Below are 4,836 nucleotides of genomic sequence, written 5' to 3'. Positions count from 1 at the left end.
CCGGCGTCCTGCAGCGATTTCAACTCGCCGACGCGCTCGGGCTCGTTGCCGTCCCACTTGACGACCCGTGAGTTGCGCTTGAGCGTGCCCGAAAGCACTTCGACGCCGACGACGGCGGGATTCGATTGGCGGAAGGTGTGGTCTTGGAGGATCTGAAAGCGGCAGGGCCGCTGGATCTTGTCGAGGATCTGCTCCTGTTGGGCGTCCTCGATCGCCGCGACGTGTTCTTCGTACGCTTCGACGAGTTGGTAGATGACATCGTCGTCGAAGAGATTGACCTCGGCGGCCCGTTCGATCTCGTCCTCGGCGTCGTCGAGCACGTCGACGTTGAACGCGAGGATGGCGGCGTGTGTCGGTTCCTCGGCGGTCGAGGCGACCGCGACATCGCGGGGGGCGACGTCACCGACCTCCGCGCGGACGATGGGGATCTCCGCCTCCTTGAGGGCGGCGGCGATGGCCTCCAACGACCCGAGCGTATCGGCCTTGACGACGACGCCTTGCTCTTCGGTGACAACCTCGATGTCGGCGAGTTCGGCCCGCACCTCGGCGACGACGGTGTCGAGGTCGCGGTCGCGGACGGCCCGGACGGGCGCGCCCGCCATCGCGTCGTCGAGATCCGGCGCGGCGATCTTGATCCCCGCCGCCGCCCGGACCGAGTCGACCTGCTCGAACTGGCTCTCGGTGCGGATCTCGGCGAGCGGCCGGGGCTGCAACAGCGCCCGGACACCGGTGACGATCGGGTCGTTCTTCCCGCCGACGACGACGGTGTCCTCGGCCTGGAGCACCCCGTCGTAGAGGACGGTGTCGAGGGTGGTGCCGAACCCGCGCTCGTCTTTGACTTCGAGGACGGTCCCGACGCCGGGCCCCGAGGTATCGATCGACATCTCGGATTTGAGATACCGCTGGGAGAGCCCCATGAGGACGGTCAGCAGGTCGGGGATTCCCTCGCCGGTTTCGGCGGAAACGGGGACGACGCCGATGTTCTCCCGGAAGTTCTGGACCCGCCAGTACATATCTGCCGAAAAGCCCTCGTCGGAGAGTTGGCCGATGATCTCGTAGAGCTGCTCGTTGAGGCGGCTCTCGGCGCGGTCGCTTTGGGCCTCAAGCGTCGCCCGCACCGGCGTGTCGGGGTTGGGGTTCCAGCCGGGGACCGTGTCGATCTTGTTCGCGGCGACGATGAAGGGGGTCTGCGTGCGTTTCAGGATATCCAGCGCCTCGTGGGTCTGTGGCTGGAAGCCGTCGTTGACGTCGACGACCAGAATAGCGATATCGGCCAGCGCGCCGCCGCGCGAGCGCAGCGTCGAAAACGAGTGATGTCCCGGCGTGTCGATGAACAGCAGGCCGGGCAGATCGAAGTCCGTCGGGTCGACGAGGTCGCCGGCGATATCGGAGATCGTCGACAGCGGGACGGCCGTCGCCCCGATGTGTTGGGTGATCGCGCCGGCCTCGCCGGCCGTGACCGCCGAGCCGCGGACCTCGTCGAGCAGGCTGGTCTTCCCGTGGTCGACGTGGCCGAGGACGGCGACGATCGGCGTCCGCAGCTCCGCGCTTCCGGCGGCGTCGGTGGTGTCGGATTCAGACATAGAAAAGCCCCTTATCTCTTTTAGGCTGGCCACAGCATATAATCGTTTCAACTTCCGATGAGAGAACACGCCGTCGTTGAGGGTCGTCCGTGGGGCTTCGACGCCCTCGATAGTCGACTCCGGGGATTTGCGGGCGGCAACGCTCGGATCGCTCGCGTCACGCTTTTTCGTCCGCGGACCGTATCTCGGGCCAATGGACTCCGCGGCACTCCTCGATCTCCTCGGCAACGAAAACCGCAGGCGCATCCTGCGGTTGCTCTCGCGGAAGCCCTGCTACGTCACGGAGATCAGCGAGTATCTCGGGGTGAGCCCGAAGGCGGTCATCGACCACCTCCGAAAGCTCGACGAAGCGGGACTGGTCGAGTCCCACGTCGACGACGGCCGTCGCAAATACTTCTCGATCGCGCGGGACCTCCGCCTCGAGGTCAACGTCTCGCCCTACGAGTTCGGCACGAAGAGCGCGTACTCGGCCTCGCCGAACCTCGACATTACCTCCTGGCGATACGTCTCTCTGCACCTCGAAAGCGAGGCAGGGGCGACGGCGGACGGCGCAGAGGCAGCCGAGGACGAGGCCGATGGGCCAACGGCCACGGACGTGCCACCGGTCGAGGGCGTCAGGACGGAGGGCCGCCCGGCCGAGGGTGACGCGGCTGATCGCCGACTTGCCGACGACCCGGGTGTGGAGTCGGCCCACGACACAGAGGACAAAGACGGCGGCGACGAGGTACCCGATCTGGGCCGGCTCGTCACCGACCTCGAACGGCTCGAACGGCTCGAAAACGAGTTGTCGATGGCCCAACGATGGGTTCAGGGACGGCTCACACAGACCCTCGACCGGATCAGCGCGCACTTCGAGGGCGTCGACGGCCGGTTCTATGGCGACCTGCTTCGAGGGCTCGTCGACGGCCCCGAAACCGCCGAGGCACTCGCCCGCCGGGTCGATGCGCCCCCCGATGTCGTCACCGACGCCCTCGAAGGGCTCTCCGCACACGGGGTTGTCGAGCGCCGCGGCGACCGCTGGCGGCTCCGAACCGACGACTAGAGATCCTGCGTCAGCCCCTTCCGAAGGTCGCGGCCGAAGTACGTCCCGACCGCGGCGACGACCGCACCCAGCCCCCCAGCAACGGCCACGAGTGGGAGACCGACCCCGCCAAAGAGGGCGACGACGGCGAAATCGAGGACCGCGCTTCCCCCCGCCGCGAGCGCCCCCGAGAGTACGGTCTCCGCGTACCGGCGGTCTTTGAGGACGGCCCCGAACAGGAACGCCGCGGCGAAGACGCCCGCCAGCCCCGCGCCTGGAAGCGGGATGAACGTGCTCGTTGCGAACAGCGCGCCGACGGTGACGAGCAAGGCGGCGATGAAAATCCGGGGGGCGAACAACGCCCCGGCTCGCTCGGCGGCACGGCTGCGAAAGCCACCCGACGCGTCGTCGGGGTCCGCCCGCGTTCGATCCTCGTCGGCGTCGGGGTCGAGTTCCGAGTCGAGTTCGAACTCGGCGTCGAACTCCTCGCCGGCGTCCCCGGAGCGCTCGCGCGTCCGAGTCCGATCGCGGCTCATACCCATCTTTGTATCGCGAGCGGTATCGGTCTTTCCCAGCCCGCGGGGGTCGGGGCGCATCCGGAGCCTCCGGCACGTTCGTCTGGTTGGACAACGGTTGTGCCCCTGCGGCCCCACACAACTGTATGAGCACATCCGACGGCGGCCACCGCGGTGAGGCGGTCGCGGCCATCGCCGAGCGCGACTACGAGACCGCGGGCGACAGATACACCCGCGCCGGGCGACGCGTCCTCGCCGACCCGCGCCCCGATATCGATCCGTTCGAACCCGACCCGAAGGGCTGGGTTGGCGTCGGAGTCGGGTATCTGGCGACCGCCGCCGTCTGCTACCGCGTGGCCGGGGCGAGCAAGCGGGCCACCCGACGAAGCGTCGAGGGGATCGCCGTCGCCCGCGACCTCGCCGCCGGCCTCAATCGCCCCGTCCAGCGGGCCTGCCTTGCGGAGTTCGTCGCCGACTTCCGGGCGATCGGCGACACCGGCGACGTGGCCGCCGCCTACGCAGAGGCGGCCGACGCCTACGAGTCATCGCCGCCCGACGAACGGGGGCCACAGTACTGGGGAACGACACCCCTTTTCGAGGCCGCCGCCGCGCCGATCAAGCAGGTCGCCAGAACCCTCGATAACGGCGAAATCGCCGTCACCTGGGAGGATCTCCACGGCCCTGATCCCGCCGACCCGGGGGCGTTCCTCGCCGCCCGCCCGAACTACAAGCGACAGCGATTCCCGGGACTGTTGGAGCGCGTGACCGAGTCGGGCGTCCTCGCCGCCCCCCGCGGGACGACGGAGTACTCGACCGACCACCACCGCTGTCCCGACTGCGGAAGCACCGACGTCAACTGGGCTGCCGGCAACACGCTCTGCATGCGGTGTTCGCGCCCGACGAAACCGCAGTGATCGGCCGCGTCCCCGGGCGTCGAGCGTCGCTCGATCAGATCCCGTAGGGGTCGAACTCCGGGCGGGTGTCCGTCCCCCGCGGACAGTCGTATTGCTCCCGGAACCGATCGGCGAGTTCGCGGCCCGCCTCCGAAAACAACAACAGGACCCCGTAGGGCTCCGTGTGCGTCGACGCGTCCGGTTCGTCGGGGTCCAAAAACAGCGCCTCGACGGCCGGGTCGCCGATCTCGGGAATCGACTCGAAATGGTCCTCCAGCGGCAACAGCCCCGTCAACACGTTCGGGACGAACGCGTTCTCCGGCAGCGGGTCACGGGGCTGGAGACAGCAAACGCCGACCGGCTCGTCGTCCGCGGTCATGGTGGCGTAGATCGGGTCCGTCGCCCCCGGCACCCAGGCCTCGCGGGCGACGTCAGGTGGCGTGACGCCGACCGCAAAGTCCATCTCGACGCGGTCGAGCCGTTCCAGCGCCGTCAGCCGCCACGGATCCGACTCGGCAGCGGGGTCGCCCGCAAGCGTCGCTTCGATCCGGTCGCCGGTCCGGAGGTCATCGACCGACGACTGTAACTCGCCGTATCCGGACTGATAGACGGTGTAGAGGGTTGGCGAATCGGTCGCCTGGAGGTTGTAGTGGGGCACCGATTCGACGACGCGGTAGACACGAAAGGTTCCGGAGTGTTCGGCCATGATCGCACAACGGCCCCCAGCGGCCTCTGTCTTCCGGCGCGCGCCGGGTGGTGTGCCGCTTGTGCCTCAAGAGGGCTCAGCGCTCGGGCAGGCGGCCCCCGTCGACCGCGATGTTCTC

The 4,836-nt window shown here is 68.5% G+C and carries 4 protein-coding genes and 1 pseudogene; 2 read left to right on the top strand and 3 right to left on the bottom strand.

The features are described 5' to 3' along the window. Positions 1 to 1,583 (bottom strand): translation initiation factor IF-2 (gene infB, locus ACI944_RS11820; protein WP_411719253.1); only part of this gene is annotated, 1,583 nt, incomplete at its 3' end. A gap of 193 nt (positions 1,584 to 1,776) precedes the next feature. Here infB and ACI944_RS11815 point away from each other — a divergent pair. Beyond that, a pseudogene (locus ACI944_RS11815) lies at positions 1,777 to 2,097 on the top strand (ArsR/SmtB family transcription factor); the annotation flags it as partial. Positions 2,098 to 2,621: 524 nt separating this feature from the next. Here the strand turns inward: ACI944_RS11815 and ACI944_RS11810 are convergent. Beyond that, entirely contained in the window at positions 2,622 to 3,140 is a 519-nt protein-coding gene (locus ACI944_RS11810; protein WP_411719252.1) for a hypothetical protein, read from the bottom strand. A 125-nt stretch (positions 3,141 to 3,265) separates the two neighbouring features. Between ACI944_RS11810 and ACI944_RS11805 the strand changes: the two genes are divergently transcribed. Next, complete coding sequence (locus ACI944_RS11805; RefSeq protein WP_411719251.1) at positions 3,266 to 4,033, top strand: hypothetical protein; 768 nt, start codon at positions 3,266 to 3,268, stop codon at positions 4,031 to 4,033. A 34-nt stretch (positions 4,034 to 4,067) separates the two neighbouring features. Here the strand turns inward: ACI944_RS11805 and ACI944_RS11800 are convergent, their stop codons facing one another. Beyond that, complete coding sequence (locus ACI944_RS11800; RefSeq protein ID WP_411719250.1) at positions 4,068 to 4,718, bottom strand: hypothetical protein; 651 nt, start codon at positions 4,716 to 4,718, stop codon at positions 4,068 to 4,070. Between the last annotated feature and the right edge of the window lie 118 nt (positions 4,719 to 4,836).

The sequence above is a fragment of the Natronomonas sp. genome (genome assembly GCF_046710025.1).
GTDB lineage: Archaea > Halobacteriota > Halobacteria > Halobacteriales > Haloarculaceae > Natronomonas.
The sequence above is the reverse complement of the archived record's forward strand: the minus strand, read 5'-3'. Positions and strand labels throughout refer to the sequence as shown.

Coding starts and splice junctions, on each gene's coding strand:
- ACI944_RS11805 (WP_411719251.1), top strand. CDS start 3,266: ATGAGCACATCCGACGGCGGCCACCGCGGTGAGGCGGTCGCGGCCATC.
- ACI944_RS11810 (WP_411719252.1), bottom strand. CDS start 3,140: ATGAGCCGCGATCGGACTCGGACGCGCGAGCGCTCCGGGGACGCCGGC.
- ACI944_RS11800 (WP_411719250.1), bottom strand. CDS start 4,718: ATGGCCGAACACTCCGGAACCTTTCGTGTCTACCGCGTCGTCGAATCG.